Consider the following 802-nt stretch of genomic DNA (forward strand, 5'->3'; position numbering starts at 1 on the left):
CCTCCAATGATGTCTAAAAGTGAAATTATCACCATTTCAGTGCTTTTTCACTTGGGAGGTTTTAGAACCTTCAAGCACTTCTACATTTATTATGTTCAAAAACATATGAAAGAAGAGTTTCCTCAAACAGTTTCCTATGGCAGATTCACCGAACTTATGCAAAGCAATCTAATGGCTATGACTTTGTTTTTGAAAAGCTGTTGTTTAGGTAATTGTACTGGAATTTCTTTTGTGGATTCAACTCCCATTAGAGTTTGTAAAAATAAACGTATTAAAAGAAATAAGGTCTTCAAAGGAATCGCTAATACGGGTAAATCTACAATGGGGTGGTTTTATGGCTTTAAGCTTCACATTATAATTAACGATAAAGGTGAGATCTTGACTTTTACCATCACTCAGGCTAGTGAGGATGATAGAACACCATTAAAACAAGAACGCTTTTTAGATAAAATATTTGGAAAGCTATTTGCTGATAAAGGCTATATAGGTAAGGATTTGGCTAGGTTGCTATTTGTAGACGGTATTCAACTCGTTACAAATATTAAAAACAATATGAAAAATTGTTTGATGACACTATCTGATAAAATACTCTTGAGAAAAAGATCAGTCATAGAAACAGTAAATGATGAATTGAAAAATATCTGTCAAATAGAGCATTCTAGACATAGAAGTTTTGGAAACTTCCTATCAAATATAATATCTGGACTTATTGCTTACAGCTTTTTGCCTAAAAAACCACAAATTAAATTTGAAACCCAAAATACTAACCAAATTTATCTGTTCTAATAATCGAACTCAGGTT

Annotated in this window: 1 protein-coding gene; it reads left to right on the forward strand. The window is 31.7% G+C overall.

The window, feature by feature from the left end:
* The coding region (locus tag KQA_RS19340; protein WP_010183079.1) for an IS982 family transposase at nucleotides 1-786 on the forward strand (786 nt) is incomplete at its 5' end.
* Between the last annotated feature and the right edge of the window lie 16 nt (nucleotides 787-802).

It is taken from the genome of Aquimarina agarilytica ZC1 (assembly GCF_000255455.1).
GTDB classification, from domain to species: Bacteria; Bacteroidota; Bacteroidia; order Flavobacteriales; family Flavobacteriaceae; genus Aquimarina; species Aquimarina agarilytica.